General features: G+C 38.9%; 18 protein-coding genes. 12 read left to right on the top strand and 6 right to left on the bottom strand.

Annotation, left to right across the window (positions count from 1 at the left end):
- The first annotated feature begins 1 nt into the window (after window position 1).
- The 11 genes from cyoB (at window position 2) to alr (ending at window position 10,749) form a co-directional block, all read left to right on the top strand.
- On the top strand, window positions 2–1,993 hold the full coding sequence (gene cyoB, locus HYG88_RS09205) for a cytochrome o ubiquinol oxidase subunit I (protein WP_005160934.1): 1,992 nt from the start codon (window positions 2–4) through the stop codon (window positions 1,991–1,993).
- A 4-nt stretch (window positions 1,994–1,997) separates the two neighbouring features.
- Window positions 1,998–2,618, top strand: coding sequence for a cytochrome o ubiquinol oxidase subunit III (cyoC, locus tag HYG88_RS09200; protein WP_005160935.1), 621 nt, complete (start codon window positions 1,998–2,000; stop codon window positions 2,616–2,618).
- Window positions 2,618–2,947: a cytochrome o ubiquinol oxidase subunit IV gene (cyoD, locus tag HYG88_RS09195; RefSeq protein ID WP_005160938.1), complete on the top strand. Its 330-nt coding sequence runs from the start codon at window positions 2,618–2,620 to the stop codon at window positions 2,945–2,947. The genes cyoC and cyoD overlap by 1 nt, the downstream gene beginning before the upstream one ends.
- A 10-nt stretch (window positions 2,948–2,957) precedes the next feature.
- Window positions 2,958–3,836 (top strand): heme o synthase, encoded by an 879-nt coding sequence (cyoE, locus tag HYG88_RS09190; protein ID WP_005160941.1) that lies wholly within the window; start codon window positions 2,958–2,960, stop codon window positions 3,834–3,836.
- An 86-nt stretch (window positions 3,837–3,922) separates the two neighbouring features.
- Window positions 3,923–6,037 (top strand): hypothetical protein, encoded by a 2,115-nt coding sequence (locus HYG88_RS09185; RefSeq protein ID WP_005160946.1) that lies wholly within the window; start codon window positions 3,923–3,925, stop codon window positions 6,035–6,037.
- A 9-nt stretch (window positions 6,038–6,046) separates the two neighbouring features.
- The gene (locus tag HYG88_RS09180) at window positions 6,047–6,781 is read left to right on the top strand and encodes a DUF3142 domain-containing protein (protein WP_005160950.1); all 735 of its coding nucleotides are present in this window, start codon (window positions 6,047–6,049) and stop codon (window positions 6,779–6,781) included.
- Between the two features lie 128 nt (window positions 6,782–6,909).
- Window positions 6,910–7,293, top strand: coding sequence for a 30S ribosomal protein S6 (gene rpsF, locus HYG88_RS09175; protein WP_004654408.1), 384 nt, complete (start codon window positions 6,910–6,912; stop codon window positions 7,291–7,293).
- Window positions 7,294–7,304: 11 nt separating this feature from the next.
- Complete coding sequence (gene rpsR, locus HYG88_RS09170) at window positions 7,305–7,532, top strand: 30S ribosomal protein S18 (protein WP_000090661.1); 228 nt, start codon at window positions 7,305–7,307, stop codon at window positions 7,530–7,532.
- Between the two features lie 12 nt (window positions 7,533–7,544).
- Window positions 7,545–7,991 (top strand): 50S ribosomal protein L9, encoded by a 447-nt coding sequence (gene rplI, locus HYG88_RS09165; RefSeq protein WP_178882969.1) that lies wholly within the window; start codon window positions 7,545–7,547, stop codon window positions 7,989–7,991.
- A 182-nt stretch (window positions 7,992–8,173) separates the two neighbouring features.
- Entirely contained in the window at window positions 8,174–9,619 is a 1,446-nt protein-coding gene (gene dnaB, locus HYG88_RS09160; RefSeq protein ID WP_004661364.1) for a replicative DNA helicase, read from the top strand.
- A 59-nt stretch (window positions 9,620–9,678) separates the two neighbouring features.
- The gene (gene alr, locus HYG88_RS09155) at window positions 9,679–10,749 is read left to right on the top strand and encodes an alanine racemase (RefSeq protein WP_005160954.1); all 1,071 of its coding nucleotides are present in this window, start codon (window positions 9,679–9,681) and stop codon (window positions 10,747–10,749) included.
- A 46-nt stretch (window positions 10,750–10,795) separates the two neighbouring features.
- Here alr and HYG88_RS09150 read toward each other — a convergent pair whose 3' ends face one another.
- The 4 genes from HYG88_RS09150 to HYG88_RS09135 all read right to left on the bottom strand — a co-directional run bounded on the left by HYG88_RS09150 (window position 10,796) and on the right by HYG88_RS09135 (window position 14,562).
- Window positions 10,796–11,530 (bottom strand): proteasome-type protease, encoded by a 735-nt coding sequence (locus HYG88_RS09150; RefSeq protein WP_005160957.1) that lies wholly within the window; start codon window positions 11,528–11,530, stop codon window positions 10,796–10,798.
- A 17-nt stretch (window positions 11,531–11,547) separates the two neighbouring features.
- The gene (locus HYG88_RS09145; protein ID WP_005160960.1) at window positions 11,548–12,327 is read right to left on the bottom strand and encodes a transglutaminase family protein; all 780 of its coding nucleotides are present in this window, start codon (window positions 12,325–12,327) and stop codon (window positions 11,548–11,550) included.
- On the bottom strand, window positions 12,324–12,926 hold the full coding sequence (locus HYG88_RS09140) for an alpha-E domain-containing protein (protein WP_005160963.1): 603 nt from the start codon (window positions 12,924–12,926) through the stop codon (window positions 12,324–12,326). Before HYG88_RS09140 ends, HYG88_RS09145 begins: the two co-directional genes overlap by 4 nt.
- Window positions 12,927–13,011: 85 nt before the next feature.
- Window positions 13,012–14,562: a circularly permuted type 2 ATP-grasp protein gene (locus tag HYG88_RS09135; RefSeq protein ID WP_005160967.1), complete on the bottom strand. Its 1,551-nt coding sequence runs from the start codon at window positions 14,560–14,562 to the stop codon at window positions 13,012–13,014.
- A gap of 212 nt (window positions 14,563–14,774) precedes the next feature.
- Here HYG88_RS09135 and HYG88_RS15180 point away from each other — a divergent pair, with 212 nt between their 5' ends.
- Window positions 14,775–15,776 (top strand): YafY family protein, encoded by a 1,002-nt coding sequence (locus HYG88_RS15180; RefSeq protein WP_005160970.1) that lies wholly within the window; start codon window positions 14,775–14,777, stop codon window positions 15,774–15,776.
- Between the two features lie 13 nt (window positions 15,777–15,789).
- On the opposite strand, the gene HYG88_RS09125 is transcribed toward HYG88_RS15180, so the two are convergent.
- Complete coding sequence (locus HYG88_RS09125; protein WP_005160973.1) at window positions 15,790–16,065, bottom strand: DksA/TraR family C4-type zinc finger protein; 276 nt, start codon at window positions 16,063–16,065, stop codon at window positions 15,790–15,792.
- A 517-nt stretch (window positions 16,066–16,582) separates the two neighbouring features.
- The gene (locus tag HYG88_RS09120; protein ID WP_005160977.1) at window positions 16,583–17,902 is read right to left on the bottom strand and encodes an adenylosuccinate synthase; all 1,320 of its coding nucleotides are present in this window, start codon (window positions 17,900–17,902) and stop codon (window positions 16,583–16,585) included.
- Window positions 17,903–17,905 lie beyond the last annotated feature (3 nt).

Raw genomic sequence — 17,905 nt, 5'->3', positions numbered from 1 at the left:
CATGGATATGATTTTTGGTAAACTGGGTTGGGACTCTATTCCAACAGAGCCAATCGTACTCGTCACCATGGTCATGATGGCACTTGGTGGCATTGCAGTTCTAGGCGGTATTACCTATTTCAAAAAATGGGGATATTTGTGGAATGAATGGTTTACCTCTGTAGACCATAAAAAAATTGGTATCATGTATATCCTTATCTCCGTAGTCATGCTTGTGCGTGGTTTCGCCGATGCGATCATGATGCGTTTACAGCTTTTCCTTGCCAAAGGCGGCGGTGAAGGCTATCTACACCCAGACCACTACGATCAAATTTTCACCGCGCACGGTGTGATTATGATCTTCTTCGTGGCAATGGGTCTTGTTGTTGGCTTAATGAACGTCGTTGTACCATTGCAGATCGGTGCGCGTGACGTGGCATTCCCATTATTGAACTCTTTAAGCTTCTGGTTATTCGCTGGTGCTGCTGGTTTGATGATGGCATCACTGGTACTCGGTGAGTTTGCTGCGACTGGTTGGTTAGCTTATCCTCCTCTGTCTGGCATTCAGTACTCTCCTGGTGTGGGTGTTGACTACTATATTTGGGCACTTCAGATTTCGGGTCTCGGTACACTATTAACGGGTGTTAACTTCTTTGTGACCATCATCAAGATGCGTGCACCTGGCATGAAACTAATGGACATGCCAATCTTTACTTGGACTGCCCTTATTACTGTCATTTTAATCATTGCAACATTCCCTGTATTAACAGGTACACTTGCAATGTTGACACTAGACCGTTATTTCGATTTCCATTTCTTCACCAATGAGCTTGGCGGTAGTCCAATGCTTTACGTGAACCTGATCTGGACATGGGGTCACCCAGAAGTATACATCCTAGTATTACCAGCATTTGGTATATATTCAGAAGTCGTAGCAACGTTCTCCCGTAAAGCGTTGTTCGGTTACAAGTCTATGGTGTATGCGACAGTTGCCATTGGTGGACTATCTCTTGTCGTATGGCTTCACCACTTCTTCACCATGGGTGCTGGTGCGAACGTGAATGCGTTCTTCGGTATCATGACCATGATTATTGCGATTCCTACAGGTGTGAAAATCTTCTCTTGGTTATTCACCATGTATAAAGGTCGCATTACTTATACTACCCCGATGCTTTGGACACTTGGTTTCCTTGTGACGTTTGGTATCGGTGGTTTAACTGGCGTACTTATGGCTGTTCCACCTGCGGACTTCCTTGTACACAACTCACTCTTCTTGATCGCTCACTTCCATAACGTGATTATTGGTGGTGTGGTCTTTGCAATGTTTGCAGGAATCACATATTACTGGCCAAAAATGTTTGGCTGGAAGCTCAATGAGTTCTGGGGTAAAGCGTCATTCTGGTTCTGGTTCTTTGGTTTCTATTTTGCGTTCATGCCACTCTATATCCTTGGTTTCATGGGTATGACTCGTCGTTTGAATACATATGACAACCCAGAATGGGATCCATACTTAGCAATCGCATTGTTCGGTGCAGTTCTTGTTGCAATTGGTATTGCATGTTTCCTTATGCAAGTTATCGTTGGCTTCCTGCAACGCAAGGACAACATGGACTATACAGGCGATGCCTGGGATGGTCGTACGATTGAATGGGCAACTTCTTCGCCTGCACCATTCTATAACTTTGCACATCTTCCTCAGGCAGATGGTATTGACCGCTTTTGGGTTGATAAAGAAAATGGTGTAGCATACGCTCGCAATACTAAATATGAAGACATTCATATGCCAACCAACCGTGCGGCTGGTTTCGTCATTGCCATGTTCATTACCGTACTTGGTTTTGCACTGATTTGGCATATTTGGTGGCTGGTCGTTGTTTCATTCGTTGCTGCTATCATTAGCTTGATCGTAAGCTCATTCACCAAGAATGTGGACTACTACGTTCCTGCTGCTGAAGTAGAGCGTATTGAAAATGAACGCTATGCGTTACTTGAAAAACACTTGAAGAAGGACTAAAGATATGGCTGAAGTACTTCATCACGACAACCATGGTCATGACGGTCATCATGAACACGATGATACCGACTTAACGGTCTTCGGTTTTTGGACGTACCTGATGAGTGACTTGATTCTTTTCGGATCACTCTTCATTGCGTTCGCCGTACTAAACAGTCATGTTCCACCTGGTACTCCAAGTGCGAAAGATCTTTTTGGTGATTCTTTAGGTTTTGTATTAACCGAAACTTTTGCCCTGTTGATCTCTTCGGTAACATTCGGATTTGCAGTACTTGCATCTTATAAAAAGAATGTCAATCAAGTGATTGCTTGGTTGTTTGTTACTTTCTTATTTGGTGCAACGTTCATTGGGATGGAAATTTATGAATTCCAGCACCTTGTACATGCTGGCCATGGTCCAACTCATAGTGCGTTCTTATCAGCATTCTTTACTTTAGTTGGTACACACGGTATCCACGTAACCTCTGGTTTAGTGTGGATGCTGGTATTGATGTACCAGATCAAGAAGAATGGTTTGACTCTGCCGAATACACGTCGTCTGGCTTGTCTAAGCTTGTTTTGGCACTTCCTTGACATCGTTTGGATCTGTGTATTCAGCGTCGTTTACTTACTGGGAGTTCTCTAATGAGCAGTCATGACCACAATACCTCAGGTGCAGCACACGGCAATACAAAACAGTACACCATTGGTTTTATCCTCTCTATCATTCTCACTATCATTCCATTTGGGATGGTAATGGTGGGTGGTTTTGGGCGCGGTATGCTGGTTACGGTCATTGCAATCACTGCTATTGCTCAGGTTATTGTACAGCTTGTGTATTTCCTGCACATGAACACCTCATCTGAGCAGCGCTGGAACTTGATTGCATTTGTTTATACAATCCTGACCATTGCTGTTCTTTTAATTGGTTCTGTGTGGGTAATGAACTACCTACACTACAACATGATGATCTAAACTGGTCGTCATGTTTAAAAAGTATTTATTCCTGACTAAACCAGGAATTCTCTTCGGTAATTTCATTACCACCTTGGGCGGCTTCTTTTTAGCCGCCCAAGGCTCTATAGACTTCCTCTTATTATTAATTACATTACTTGGAACAACTTTTGTGGTTGCTTCTGGTTGTGTAGTCAATAATGTTATTGATCAAGACATCGATCAGAAAATGCAACGCACAATGAATCGTGCTCTTGTTAAGAAAACAATATCTCCTACTATTGCAATGTTTTATGCTCTTGTATTAGGTGTGATTGGTTTTAGCATGCTCTGGTTCTATGTGAATGCCTATGCATTTTTATTCGCTGTGATTGGTTTTGTGGTTTATGTTGGGTTTTATAGTTTGTGGACAAAACGTACCACAATCCATCAGACCGTAATTGGTAGTATTTCTGGAGCGAGTCCTCCTGTTATTGGTTATACGGCTGTAAGTCATCATTTCGATATGGCTGCTCTTCTCATTTTTATTGCATATGCCTTATGGCAAATGCCGCATTCATGGGCAATTGCGATTTATCGTTTTGAAGATTACAAAAACGCAGGAGTACCAATTTTACCTGTAGCACGCTCTATTCTACGCACGAAAATAGAATCCTTAATTTATGTGATTTTATTTACTATTGCGATGAATGGTTTATATGTTTATGGATATACCAATATTGTATTCTTGGTGATTTGTAATTTACTGTGTGCATACTGGTTCTACATTGGTATTTTAGGTTTTAAAGCTGAAAATGACCAACTTTGGGCAAAACGCTTTTTCTTATTTTCAGTGATTTTGATTACTGTAATTAGTTTAAGTTTCAGTTTTACTTTTAATAGTCCTGCACCCACCTTCCCTATTTTCTAAAAAGATAGAGGAACCTCTATCTTTTTATTCTCTGCTTCAATTGTTATCATTTCGTGCAATAAAAACATTCATACTTTATTGCCTAAATGAAACTTCAAAATATATCGATTTTAAAACCCATTTTTTATACTTTTATCACAGCAATTTCTATTCAAGCTCAAAGTATTTATGCTGGAGCTGAAAATATCTGTGAACCAAATCTACACTTAGATGATCGCGATCTAAATGGTTGCAGTAATTTACCTGTTCTATATCCTTCAAACGATAGTCAAACTAATACTGCCTTATTACTAAGCGATTTGGGTCTAGCTGAAATCGAACCAATGCCTATAGATCAAAACTTATGGGATGCGACTTTTGGTTCTGTGCCATTTGATGCTGCAAATGTATCATTGGCAACGAAGAATAAAATTCAGAATCAGAGAAATGAATTAGCAGTAAAAGACGAAATCATATTTGATGAACGTTGTTACAGTTTTAATTCAGGCAACAATGCTTTTATTGATCAAGTTAAAACCCATAAACTAATTCCAGCAAATGAAAAGCTTGTTCTGATCAACGAACGCAAGAAGATGAATCAATGTGACAATAAAATTGCATTGATCTCTATCGATCCAAATTGGTCAACAACCACGCGTCAATACGCATCTTATTTAAATGCGAGTATTTTGTTTTATAATGCTAACTATTCATCTTCTACGAAAATTTTTACGGTATTAACTTCGGTTGAAGATGCATGGTTGAAAGAAACAGCTCTATATATGTTGATTCGGACGACACTCAATTCAGCTTATGCAACAGGTGTTGATCAATACGGTGATGTATACCTTGATAATATTAATCAAAATTTACTAAAACAGTTCTTAAGTCATATCACGAACTATCTAAATGCTTATCCTAATGGTCGTTATGTAGCAAGTGCGCGTGGATTTTTACGTCGTGGTTTTTGGTTATCTAAACGCCAAGATCTTTTAGTCAATGAGATCGTATGGCAAATTCAAAATCCTAAATCTAAATTTTACAATTTAGATATGGGACAACTTCCTGCTGAAATTGATAGACGTATTTTTAGTAGCAATTCATTTGAACTCAAAAATCTCAAGGACCCTTTTTTCTTGACGATATATAATTTAATGAATATGCGTGACTACAAAACTGAACATTACCAACCTATTACGTGGTCTCAACTTAATGCACAAAAAGATTTCTTTAGAACTCAACCTGAATTATTTAACTATTTAAGAGCGATTCATTTATTTTTTATTCAGAATAAACCCCAAGATGCTTTAAATTATTTGCCAAAGTCAAATACTAAAAATAATAATTATTTACAACTGAGCCAAACTTTTTTAAAAGGTCAAATATTGGAAAAACTCGGTCAAAACCAAACTGCTGAAGAATATTGGCGTCAGCAACTTGTACAAGCCAAAGACAGCTATCAACGCGGTTTATTTGAAACAGCATTATCCAATCATTTGGCAATAAAACAGGACTATTCAGCATTTATAGGAAAAAAAGCTCAAATTACTCAGCCGAACCTACAGAGAAATTTTATTACTCAAATCGCAAATACAAACAGTTTGCAAAAAATTATTCAATCTGATCAAAGCAACATAGATCAAAAACAAGCTGCGATCTACACCCTTCTAAGTAAAAGCTTAGTACATCAACAATTCGAATTGTTTAAACAAAGCTATGCTTTTATGCCCAAAAATCCCATGCAATATCAAGGTTATAACAGTGACAATGAACAATTGAAGAATAAGCCAGATTTTTCTAATTTCATTTGGAATGGAGCAAACATTACACCACAACTAAAATGCTCAAATTTAGAGACTTTAGTTAATCAACTGGCTCAGACACCTAAAGATCCATTATTAAATGTTTGCTTAGGTGAATATTTCCGTAGTGAACAAGGTTATTCAGTACAACAGTTGGCTTATGCTGAACAGCAACAATCCAGTTTTTCGGGAAAAATATTTTCCCGTGGTCAGGTATATAAAGACATTCTAAAATCATCTAGTAAAGATGATTTACACGCCTATGCCTTATATCGTTCGATTCAATGTTATGCACCCAGTGGAATCAATGATTGTGGTGATGCAGAAGTGAGTAAGCCAGTTCGTAAACAATGGTATGACCAGATCAAAAGAGACTATCCAAACAGTACTTGGGCAAAATCACTTAAATATTATTGGTAACTTTTAGCCATGAAGTTGCTTAAAACGGTTTTCTGTATTTTTCTGGTTTTTAGCCTGAATGCCTGCCAACCGACACAATCAGCAACTTCAAAAGTTGATGCCAATGATTTTGCTTCTTTCTGGATTTGGGGTGATATTCAGACAGCCCCTTATCTGGTTCATGCAAAGGAACTGTATATTTTACAAGGTGAAATCCGTTATTCCAAATCAAAACAGATTTCAACTTTCACACCGCAAGGCGTATCCATACTGAAATTACCCCATCAAAAAATATGGCTGGTTTTCCGAACCCATCATTTGGCGTGGAATGAACAAAATTACCAAACCATTCTCAATCGATTGGAACACTGGAGAAATCAGGGCAATCAGGTTCAAGGCATTCAAATTGATTTTGATAGTAAAACCAACAGCTTGAAAGACTATGCCATTTTTCTACAAAAACTCAGGCAGAAATTACCCCAACAATATCGGCTCAGTATTACAGGATTACTGGACTGGACCAATTTTAAAGACCAGAACACCTTAACACTTTTTAGGCAAAATATTGATGAACTGGTGATCCAGACTTATCAGGGTACGACCACAATCCCGAATTATCCTGAATATTTAAAACGTATCTCTGCCCTGCGCTTGCCCTATAAAGTTGGGCTGGTACAACATGGAACATGGTTCGGGAATAGTACAAAACAAAAAGATCCTTATTTTAAAGGCTATATCATCTTTTTACTTCGATCTAAAACATGAATTTACTTGCGATTTAAATGAAATGTGTCTAAAATCCCAGCTTCGCAATTTGCGACATAACTTTTTAGTTATGACTCCTTGCTTCTGACTTTTTAGTTGGGGGCTGCTTAAACCGTAAGGAGCTGACAATGCGTCACTACGAAATCGTACTATTGGTACACCCAGACCAAAGCGATCAAGTTGTAGGTATGGTTGAACGCTATATCTCTCAGATCAAAGAAGCTGAAGGTCAAATTCACCGTTTAGAAGATTGGGGCCGTCGCCAATTGGCTTACCCAATCAACAAGATTCACAAAGCACACTACATTCTTATGAATGTTGAATGTGGTCAAACGACTCTTGATGAATTAGAAGAATTGTTCCGTTATAACGATGCAATCATTCGTAACATCATCATCCGTCGTGAACACGCAATTACTGAAGAATCTTTACTTGCTAAGAGTGCTGAAGAGAAACGTGCGCGTAAAGCTCAACGTGAAGAAGCACAACAAGCAATTCAAGAAGCTGAATAAGGAGAACCTCAATGGCACGTTTTTACCGTCGTCGCAAGTTCTGCCGCTTTACAGCTGAGAATGTTGCGTACATCGACTACAAAGATATCGACACTTTAAAACAGTACATCACTGAAAACGGCAAGATTGTTCCTAGCCGTATTACAGGTACTAAAGCTCGTTATCAACGTCAATTAGCGTTAGCTATTAAACAAGCTCGCTATTTGTCTTTGATTCCGTACACTGACAACCATAAGTAAGTGAGGTGAGCTGTGGACGTTATCTTATTACAACGCATTAAGAATCTTGGTAAATTAGGCGACAAAGTATCAGTTAAAGCTGGTTACGGTCGTAACTTCTTGATCCCTCAAGGTAAAGCTGTAGCTGCAACTGAAGCAAATACTGCTGCATTTGAAGCTCGTCGTGCTGAACTTGAGAAACAAGAAGCTGCTATTTTAGCTGCTGCGAATGCACGTGCTGAACAATTGAACGAAGTAAATATCGTTATCACTGCTAAAGCTGGTGATGAAGGTAAACTTTTCGGTTCTATCGGTACTCGTGATATCGCTGACGCTTTAACGAACGCTGGTCTAGCAGTAGATCGTGTAGAAGTTCGTTTACCAAACGGTGCGCTTCGTCACACTGGTGAATTCAACATCGCAATCCAATTGCATCATGATGTTGTTGCTGAAGTTCTCGTTACTATCGTATCTGAGTAATTTCTGCAAAGAAAAGAGCATGTTTTTACATGCTCTTTTTTTATGCCTAAAATTTTATATTTTAGTACACCCTACTTTTCCAGCAATTAAACAATTTTCTTCCAATTAAATTCTCCTGTCTGCGTCCATTTGGATTAAGATAGTCAGTCGTTACAGTTTCATCTTTTTTACTAGGTCTTGTTATGTCACAGGCGAATGCCAATTTTACGAAAAATTCTCCAAACACAGAGAGTAAAGTGAGTGACTCAGGTCAATTAAAAGAATTTCGTACACCACCGCACAATCTCGCAATTGAGCAAGCTGTGCTCGCGGCATTAATGACGGTTGCCGAATCATTTGAACAAGTCAGCGATTTACTTAAAGAAAATGATTTTTATGCAACACGTCATAAATATATTTATCGTGCCATCGAAAAACTAGCGCAAGAAAACTCGCCTTATGATGCTGTATTGGTCAATGATTGGTTACTCAAACAAAACCTGCTTGATGCAATTGGTGGTGAAGAATATTTAATGCAATTGATGGCAGATTCACCTTCAAGCTTTTACAATCTTGAAATCTACGCCAATAAAATTAAAGAATTTTCAACACTACGCGCAATGATTAAAGTCAGTAGTGATATTTTGCAAAATGCTTATGACACCAAAGGTCGCCCTGTCAGTGAAATCCTAGATTTAGCCGAAACCAGTATTTTCTCTTTGGCCGAACAACATAACAACAACAAGAAAGATTCAGGACCAAAATCGATTAGCTCTGTCACTGCTGATGTGATTTCTAAACTCGATGAACTTTCTAAATTAGACGGCAATATTACAGGTTTAACCACAGGTTTCTTAGAGTTAGATAATAAAACCTCAGGTATGCAAGCTGGGGATTTGATTATTGTTGCAGCCCGTCCTTCGATGGGTAAAACCACCTTCGCCATGAACTTAGTTGAAAGTGTACTGCAATACAACCGCTTACCTGCTCTCGTATTCTCAATGGAGATGCCAGCAGACTCGATTGCTATGCGTTTGATCTCAGCAATGGGTAAAGTCCATCAGGGTCATCTACGTTCAGGTAATCTCGATGCAGATGAATGGACCAAAGTCACAGGAACTATTCTTCAATTACAAGAAATGCACCTCTATATCGATGATTCCTCTGCCCTACCACCAACCGAACTTCGTGCGCGTGCGCGACGTATTGCCAAAATGCATGATGGAAAAATCGGCTGTATCATGGTCGACTACTTACAATTAATGAAAGTGCCGGGTATGGGCGATAACCGTGTGGGTGAGATTTCGGAGATTTCTCGAAGCTTAAAAGCACTAGCTAAAGAAATGCAATGCCCTGTCATTGCACTGTCTCAGCTTAACCGTAGTTTGGAGAACAGACCAAATAAACGCCCTGTCATGTCAGACTTACGTGAATCAGGCGCAATCGAGCAAGATGCCGACTTGATCATGTTTATTTATCGTGATGAAGTCTATAACAAAGAGTCTAAAGAAGCTGGTACAGCCGAAATTATTATCGGTAAACAACGTAATGGTCCAATTGGTTCAGTTCGTCTTGCCTTTGAAGGTCAATACACTCGCTTTAGTAACCTTTCACCTGAGTTCTATGCTCAATACGATGACGAGGAATAATCCCTCGGTTATTGATCTGCCTTAAAAACTTTCCATGTCGACCCAAAGGAGAAATCAGGGTGCGCCAAGCAACAGTTTATATTGATAGTGATGCACTACAATATAATTTAAACCGCGTTAAACAACTTGCTCCACATTCACAAATTGTTAGTATGGTCAAAGCAAATGCTTATGGACATGGAGTTAAAGACTGTTTAGCCGCCTTGGATGCCACAGACGCCTTTGGTGTCGCCTGTTTAGAAGAAGCTTTAGAGATCAGGCAACTGGGATATTCTCAACTCATCACTTTGATTGAGGGCATATTTTCAGAAGACGAAATGCAACAAGTAATTGAGTACAAACTCGAATGCCTGATTCATCAAAGTCAACAAGTTGAATGGTTGATTCAGCATAAACAAGCTTATAATGCTTTGGGCTTAAAAGTGTGGGTCAAGCTAAATAGCGGAATGAACCGTTTAGGCTTTAAAGTGACTGAAATTATCGATGTCATTCAACGTTTAAAATCAGAAGGCTTTAGCTGTGTCCTTACTATGCATTTTGCCAATGTAGATGCCGATCACCCTTTAAATGAACAACAAAAGCAGCAATTTCTCCATGTCAAAGAAGCATGTGCCCCTATCTTTGCATCATGCTGTAACTCTGCTGCGATCTATAAATATCCTGAATTGCATTTCGATTTTGTTCGCCCAGGTATCATGCTTTATGGCGCAAGTCCATTTGCTGACAAAAATGTAAATGAACTCGATTTAAAGCCTGTAATGACCTTTAGTGCAGAAATCATTGCGCTTAATCAAATTCAACAAGGCGAATCTGTAGGTTACGGTTCAACGTTTACAGCAACACAGCCTATGAATATTGCCATTGTCTCCATTGGCTATGGTGATGGTTATCCAAGAGCATATATCAAACCAAATTTCGTTGCGATTGATGAACAACTTGTTCCTGTTATTGGTCGTGTCAGTATGGATATGATTGCGATTGACGTTACTCAGGTTAAAGCTGAATTAGGTACTAAAGTAGAACTATGGGGCAAACATCGACTCGTCGATGATGTCGCTGCGGCAAATGGCACGATTGGTTACGAATTATTATGTCGGTTAAGCAATAGACCCATTCGAAAAGTGATTTAAAACAGATAAAAAATCCAAGCCTTTGCTTGGATTTTTTCTTATATGATTACAAACCATAATCAGTCGTAGGCTTTGGTAACTCTTGAAGTCCACGGCGTAAGGTTTCAGACCATTGCTTACTAATCTGAGTAAAATAAGGATCATCTTCTCGGATGCGTTTCCCTTCAGGAATTTTAAAACTATCTTTATGATAAACCAACGCGTCTAAAGGCAATCCGACAGAAACATTAGACCTTAATGTTGAATCAAAAGAGATCAAACTGCAACGTAACGCATCATCTAATGGCATCGTATAGTGCAGTGCACGATCTAAAATTGGCTTTCCATACTTACTTTCACCAATCTGGAAATATGGGGTATCGGTAGTCGCACAGATAAAATTACCTTGTGGATAGACATTATACAATTGCATTTCCTCGCCCTGTATCTGCCCACACACCAAAATACTACACGAGTAGTTCATCTGTTCCTGAGTATCAGTCGTAACATCCTCGAGTACCTTACGCAAAGTCTTTCCAATTAATTCAGCAACTTCAAACATGGTATTTGCGCTATATAAATTTGGCTCTTGATGTAATGCTAAAGCATTTTGTAAATGACCAATAACAGCTTGTGTTGTTGCTAAATTACCTGCTGTTTGCAATGCAATAAAACGCTCACCTTCAACACCAAAGGTATGTAATTTACGAAATACAGAAATATGATCGACCCCTGCATTAGTTCGAGTATCACTAATCAATACCAAACCTTGCTCTAATCTTAATGCACAACAATAGGTCATCTCTTCTTCTCTTACCTTCAACAAGCCAAAACTTGAACCGTAGATATCATACTTTCCACCCCACCTTGCTCACGGATACCTCGAATTGGTGCAACATCTAGATAATCACGACCAACTGCGACATAAATATGATTTTGGGGGGTAAATATCTGGTTACTTACATCGAAACAATACCACTCATTTTCTACAAAAACCTCAGCCCATGCATGACTGGCTAGGTGCGGTTGATTTGCATCATATATATAGCCAGACACATAACGAGCTGGTAAATGTAATCCACGGCACATTGCAATTAAAATATGTGCATGATCTTGACATACACCTTGTCTTGCATGAAATGCATCAATTGCAGCAGTCGTCACTGAGGTGGTCTCAGGCTGGTACTGAACTTGTTGTAAAATTTTCTCAGATAAAAGTATTAAATGCTTACGATCTTTTACTTTGACCACCGCCTGAGCAAAATCAAGCATACTTAGATCGCAACACGTCATCATGGTACGCTGCAAAAAAAGCATTGGAGAAACATCCGTTTCTACATAGCCGAGTTCTGTTGCATATAAATCAACGACACCTTGCGCCATAATGGTCAAGTAGCGATATTCATGTCTCTGAGTTGCAGTGATCCATAAATTATTAAATGCGTCTCTTTGACATGAATATTGCCCAGGCACACTAATATGCCAGTTTTCTATGCTTTGGTGCATAGAACTCTGCGGCATCATTTTAATCGATTGCACACTATTTCGAGCAACTTGCGTATAACGATAGTGCGTTTGATGATTCACCATGAGTTTCATGAGAATGCCTCAAATTGATTTTCTAAGTTATAGGTAAAGGCATAAAACTGATTTAAATTAGGTTGCTCTTTTAAAATCTGCCAATTTGGCTGCAAGTCATCCCAACCTAGTTCAAATAACTGTTCAATAATCGGATCAATCGAAGCTATAACATCCTGAATATTATGTTGAAAACGGAAATGCGTATCAATTTTTTCAATACATTGTCCAACATGAAAGAATAAGAAAACATCGTTTTGTTCTGTTTTTAAAAGAGCACAACACTTCCCTACGACGGCTTGAATCTCTTCACCATCTGATACTGCATTTTTAATTATATGATTCAGCTCAGCATAGGTTTGAGCTGACAGTAAACCACGTAATTCTTGAATATTATCTCGAGCAATCTCAAGCTGGCTCAATAAAGAATAGGGTTGTTGATGATCTAGCATAAAATTATTCAGATTCTCAGCATCATCGATATGTAAACAAAGCGCTTGAGCAAAATCTGCTGCTTGTTCATCATCACAAAATGGCAAATGGCTAGCAACATGACCAATTCTAAATAAATAACGACCTAACCAATAAATATGATGAGCGCTTGAGCTAAGTAAAAGCATAAATTTCCTCCCTTATATATGATCAAAATCCCCAAAGTACGGCACTATGCTAGAGACTTTGGACTAAAACTCTTAAGGAAAGCGTTCAAGAATGCAATGTTTCTACAACCCATGTATCTTTGATACCACCGCCTTGAGAGGAATTAACCACTAAAGAACCCGCTTGCATTGCAACTCGAGTCAGACCTCCTGGCACAATCTCAGTACGATAAGGCGAACTCAAAACGAATGGACGCAAATCGATATGTCGTTCAGCAACCCCTTCAGACGTTAATGTTGGTGCTACAGAAAGTGCCAGAGTGGGTTGTGCAATATACAAATGAGGTGTTTCAATAATTTTTTGTCTAAATAGTTCAATTTGTTGTTGATCTGCTTGTGGTCCAATCAACATCCCATATCCACCCGAACCTTGTGCTTCTTTCACGACCAATTTTTCTAAATTACTAAGTACATAATCCAAGTGTTCTTGATCACGACATTGATATGTCGGAACATTACTTAAAATTGCTGTTTCACCCAAATAAAATTGAATCATTTTATCAACATAAGGATAAATTGATTTATCGTCAGCAACACCTGTACCTGGTGCGTTTGCAATCACAACATTTTTTTGCAAATAAGCCGACATCAACCCTGCAACTCCTAATGTACTATCAGGTCTAAAAGTTAACGGATCAAGAAAGTCATCATCGACACGGCGATAGATCACATCAACTTGCTGACGACCACGAATTGTTTTAACAAAAACTCGATCATTTTCAACAAATAAATCTCGACTCGTGACTAATGGCACATCCATTTCTCGTGCTAAAAATGAATGCTCATAATAAGCACTGTTAAAACGACCCGGTGTTAATACCACAATAAGTGGCTTATCCACATAAGCGTTCTCTTCTAAAATTGCTCTTAATAAAGTTGGGTATTGTTCTATGCCTTGCAAATTGTTACTGATGCACAAATCAGGCATTAGTTTTTGACTAATCTTACGGCTCTCAATCATATAAGATACGCCAGACGGTGTTCTCAAGTTATCTTCAAGTACGAAGAAATCACCCTGACCATCACGAATAATATCAATACCGCTAATTTGTGAATAAACCTTCCCTTTAAGATGATGATTTAACATATGTGGCTGAAATGCTTCATGTGCAATCACTTGATCAGCAGGAATAAGCCCCTCTTTTAAAATATGTTGTCCATGATAAATATCATCTAAAAATGAATTGAGTGCTTTCACACGTTGTGCACAACCTGATGAAATTTTTTCCCATTGTTTCTTTTCAATCACTCTTGGAATCAAATCATAAGGAATGGTTCGCTCAGCACCCTCTTGATCGCCATACACATTGAATGTGATTCCCTGATAAAGGAAATGTTGCTTCGCTTGATTCCCAAGTGTTCGTAACTCATCAAGGCTGCGAATACTCAACCACTGTTCAATTTTTTTCGAAGCTTCCGCATTAAAACTTTTGTCATCAAGCATCTCGTTAAAAAACTCAGATTTAAGCTGCTCAAACAAGTTTGTGCTGACACTAAGCTGTGGGATAAATGTAGACGAATGGACTGATACTGCTGCCGTTTGCTCTTGAGTATAATAATCCGCACTGGCATGTAGGTTGTGTTCTTGTTCTGACATAGAAACCTCGTCTCATCATTTATTTATATCTCAAATAAGCAATTTCAATGCCACTTACATAAAACGATTATTTTTTCATCAGGATTAAGATCATTCAATAAATCGACAGTTGTTTCAGTCGTAAATACGTAATCTCAAGATCTTGGGCTTGCTAAATAGTGCTAGTTTTTTTATTGTGTCTGCTTTAGACCATTAAATTACGTATTTCGCTTATGTCATCCGTACAAGAAAAAGAAACTTCCAATAGCCTTTATCGCCAATGGCAGATATTGTCTCGTCTTTCTACAGGGAAATGGATGGGGACACGTGAATTACAAGAAACATTACAACGTGAAGGAATCGAAATTAGCCTTCGAACCATTCAGCGGGATTTAAATCAGATTGCTCAACGCTTTCCCATTGAAAGCAATAAGGCTGTACCGCAAGGTTGGCGTTGGCGTTCAGATGCACCCATCCAAAGCTTGCCACATATGACCAGCTCTCAAGCTGTCACCTTTATGATGGTAGAAGAGCATTTAAGACACTTACTTCCGCCAAGTTTACTTGAAGAAATGACACCTTGGTTTGATCTGGCAAAACGTAGTTTGTCTACACAAAACAATGTCAGACAATGGATCAATCGAGTTCGTATTGTTCCTGCTTCGCAACCATTAATCCCTCCGATGGTTGATAAACAAGCTCAACAAGCAATTTATGAAGGCTTACTACAAGATAAACAAATTGAATGTATATATCGAGCACGGACCAATTCAGGCGAAGATAAATCCTATATTTTAAATCCTTTAGCTTTGGTTCAAAAAGGTGCAGTAATTTATTTAATCTGTACCAGAAATGACAAAACTGAAGTACAAACTTTTGCCTTGCACCGCTTTAAAGCAGCAACTGTACTTGATAGCCGTGCTTTACATCCCGTAAATTTTGATATTGATAATTATATCGAATCAGGCGCGTTGGGCTTCCGTGTAGATTACAGCAAACCGACTGAACAAATTCAGCTCAAACTAACGATGACCGAAAGTACAGCAAAAAGCTTTTATGAAAGTCAGTTAAGTAAAGACCAAAAGATTACGCCGTTAGAAGAAAATATTGTTGAGGTTAGTGCAACAGTCGCTTTTACCTCTCAACTGGTTTGGTGGTTACGTAGCTTTGGCAAAAAGTTGCTCAATATTAAGCCAAGCGTTGTATATAATGCTGTGAAAGAGATAGAAGATTAATAAGGCAAAAGATTTAACGTAATTGGCTATCCTTACTTCCCCGCCGATTAAATAGTTCCAGTGCCTTACTCTTTTCCTCAAGTTGTTGCTGGCAACGAATACAATATTTCACGCCTTTCATCGCTTCACGGCGGGCTTGAGGAATGGGCTCGCCACATTCTTCACAATATAATGCGGCTTCTCCATCTTCATTATGAGAAAGACCTTGTCTTGCTTTTGCAATCGCATCATAAATTGTTGCATCAATCTGCTCCTGCTCTGCACCGTCACGTGCCCAACCACCCGCCATTGCTGATCTCGTTTCATTTTTATATCTTGTCAATTTAAAATTCTAATACCATTTTATTTAGCTCACAATACGATTATTTATAACGATCACAATTGCTGTGCTCTCCACTTCAAAGCACAACAGTTTTATTTTTAGAAAAAATAAGGGAATCAGTAGATTCCCCTAGATTTATTATTCGTTTTTTTATTTAACATTTAGGGTTATTCTTATTGTATTAAAATGTTCAAACCAATTCCTTTCCCCGCCTGATCAAAATTGGCTTGTACCTTTTTAATCGCCTTGATATAACCTAACATTGGCATGCCAGTTCACATCCATTATAGCGAATTGTTTTTTTCGTCATGGTTAAAACCCTCTTCGTTTGAATGTAGAGTGAATATAACGGGGATTTTCCACTCTGTGAAATAACAATGACTGGAATAAAAAGCTGATTTTTTGCTAGAGATTTTTGATATATAAATCCATAAAAATAAAAAAGCCCCTTTTAAAAAGAGGCTTTTGACGTTATCTATTCAGTTTAAGCTGAAAATGGATGACGTAAAATAATGGTTTCTGCACGATCTGGACCTGTAGAAACAATATCAATTGGGCATTCAATTAACTGCTCAAGACGTTTTACATAAGCTAACGCATTTGCAGGAAGTTGATCAATTTGAGTTAAGCCTACTGTAGACTCACTCCAACCTGGCATTGTTTCATAGATTGGTTTTAAGCTTTCAAATGAAATTGCATCAGAAGAACCTGCACAGCCTGAATCCACATCTTCATAGCCTACACAGATCTTGATTTCTTCTAAACCATCTAATACATCTAGCTTAGTCAAGCAAATACCAGACAATGAGTTCACTTCAACTGAACGACGTAGGATTTCAGCATCGAACCAGCCACAACGACGTTGACGACCTGTAGATGCACCAAATTCGTGCCCCACAGTACCTAAATGACGACCAATCGCATCACCAGTATCTGTAGCAGCATCGTAATGCAACTCAGTTGGGAATGGACCAGCACCTACACGTGTTGTATATGCTTTAGTAATACCTAATACATAATCTAAATGTAATGGACCCATACCAGAACCAGAACTTACGCCACCAGCGGTTGTATTCGAACTTGTTACAAACGGATAAGTACCATGATCGATGTCAAGCAATGAACCTTGAGCACCCTCAAACATAATTGACTTACCTTCTTTGCGGTAATCATGTAACACTTTAGTCACGTCAATCACTAATGGTGCAAGCACTTCACGCCATTGATTACAAAGCTCAAGTACATCTTCAAATTTAACTTCATCAACGCCATAGAATTGAGAAAGTTGGAAGTTATGCAGCTCTAGCATTTCCTTAAGTTTTTCTTCAAGTAATGCGCCACCACGAATTAAATCAGCTACACGTACAGCACGACGCGCAACTTTATCTTCATAAGCTGGACCAATGCCACGACCTGTTGTACCAATTTTGGCATTACCACGTTTTTTCTCACGTGCTTGGTCTAATGCAATATGGTTTGGCAAAATCAAAGGACAGTTTGGTGAAATACGTAAACGCTCTTTAACAGGTACGCCTTCCGCTTCCAGAATTGCCATTTCTTTGATTAATGCTTCAGGAGAAAGAACAACACCATTCCCGATTAAGCACAATACGTTTTCACGTAAAATACCTGATGGAATGAGGTGTAATACAGTCTTCTTACCACCGACGACAAGTGTGTGACCTGCATTGTGTCCACCTTGATAGCGTACGACCGCAGCCGCCTGATCTGTGAGCAGGTCGACGATCTTACCTTTACCCTCGTCGCCCCATTGGGTACCCAGTACCACAACATTTTTGCCCATAAT

It is taken from the genome of Acinetobacter sp. SwsAc4 (genome assembly GCF_013391535.1).
Lineage (GTDB): Bacteria > Pseudomonadota > Gammaproteobacteria > Pseudomonadales > Moraxellaceae > Acinetobacter.
Note: the sequence above shows the minus strand (reverse complement) of the source record. Positions and strands in the feature narration are given on the sequence as shown.

Bases quoted from the DNA above. Each gene is read 5' to 3' on its own strand.
- HYG88_RS09180 (WP_005160950.1), top strand. From the start codon at position 6,047: ATGAAGTTGCTTAAAACGGTTTTCTGTATTTTTCTGGTTTTTAGCCTG.
- HYG88_RS09145 (WP_005160960.1), bottom strand. From the start codon at position 12,327: ATGAAACTCATGGTGAATCATCAAACGCACTATCGTTATACGCAAGTT.
- cyoC (WP_005160935.1), top strand. From the start codon at position 1,998: ATGGCTGAAGTACTTCATCACGACAACCATGGTCATGACGGTCATCAT.
- rpsR (WP_000090661.1), top strand. From the start codon at position 7,305: ATGGCACGTTTTTACCGTCGTCGCAAGTTCTGCCGCTTTACAGCTGAG.
- cyoB (WP_005160934.1), top strand. From the start codon at position 2: ATGGATATGATTTTTGGTAAACTGGGTTGGGACTCTATTCCAACAGAG.
- HYG88_RS09125 (WP_005160973.1), bottom strand. From the start codon at position 16,065: ATGGCGGGTGGTTGGGCACGTGACGGTGCAGAGCAGGAGCAGATTGAT.
- HYG88_RS09185 (WP_005160946.1), top strand. From the start codon at position 3,923: ATGAAACTTCAAAATATATCGATTTTAAAACCCATTTTTTATACTTTT.
- HYG88_RS15180 (WP_005160970.1), top strand. From the start codon at position 14,775: ATGTCATCCGTACAAGAAAAAGAAACTTCCAATAGCCTTTATCGCCAA.
- HYG88_RS09135 (WP_005160967.1), bottom strand. From the start codon at position 14,562: ATGTCAGAACAAGAACACAACCTACATGCCAGTGCGGATTATTATACT.
- rpsF (WP_004654408.1), top strand. From the start codon at position 6,910: ATGCGTCACTACGAAATCGTACTATTGGTACACCCAGACCAAAGCGAT.
- dnaB (WP_004661364.1), top strand. From the start codon at position 8,174: ATGTCACAGGCGAATGCCAATTTTACGAAAAATTCTCCAAACACAGAG.
- cyoE (WP_005160941.1), top strand. From the start codon at position 2,958: ATGTTTAAAAAGTATTTATTCCTGACTAAACCAGGAATTCTCTTCGGT.
- HYG88_RS09140 (WP_005160963.1), bottom strand. From the start codon at position 12,926: ATGCTTTTACTTAGCTCAAGCGCTCATCATATTTATTGGTTAGGTCGT.
- cyoD (WP_005160938.1), top strand. From the start codon at position 2,618: ATGAGCAGTCATGACCACAATACCTCAGGTGCAGCACACGGCAATACA.
- HYG88_RS09150 (WP_005160957.1), bottom strand. From the start codon at position 11,530: ATGACCTATTGTTGTGCATTAAGATTAGAGCAAGGTTTGGTATTGATT.
- HYG88_RS09120 (WP_005160977.1), bottom strand. From the start codon at position 17,902: ATGGGCAAAAATGTTGTGGTACTGGGTACCCAATGGGGCGACGAGGGT.